A 385-nucleotide genomic window follows, 5' to 3' on the forward strand; every position below is an offset into this window, starting at 1 on the left:
ATCATGATTATCTATATTCTTAAATATCTCAGATTTCTGTGAATAAGTTTCTCCACCAAATACGAAATCAATAATCAATAACATTGTTGATTTTCCTATTGAATTATCTCCATCATCAGTTCCTTCAATAACATTCAAACCCGATTTAAATGTTACGTTCTCTTTTTTAAATTTATCACATACTATTTCAATTAACATAGGTCAGAGTATTTCCTTTCAACTCAACTTTCTTTAATAAAAACAACAATACTATAGCTTCTATAAATTCATCTAAACCATCAAAATATCTATGCACCTTATTAAAAAGTTCAATTATGTCCATGGAATCATTCTGGTGCAAAACTTTCAAAATATTCAAAGATTTACCTAGAACACTCTCTTTTAA

At 26.8% G+C, this 385-nt stretch carries 1 protein-coding gene and 1 pseudogene; both read right to left on the reverse strand.

Features of this window, described 5'->3' with window-relative positions; all coding sequences use genetic code 11:
- Positions 1–198: pseudogene (locus tag C1E99_RS12270) on the reverse strand (DUF2326 domain-containing protein); the annotation flags it as partial.
- The coding region (locus C1E99_RS15290; RefSeq protein ID WP_105207690.1) for an ABC-three component system middle component 7 at positions 188–385 on the reverse strand (198 nt) is incomplete at its 5' end. The pseudogene C1E99_RS12270 and the gene C1E99_RS15290, both read right to left, overlap by 11 nt.

This window comes from Streptococcus suis (assembly GCF_002964045.1).
Taxonomy (GTDB): Bacteria; Bacillota; Bacilli; order Lactobacillales; family Streptococcaceae; genus Streptococcus; species Streptococcus suis_U.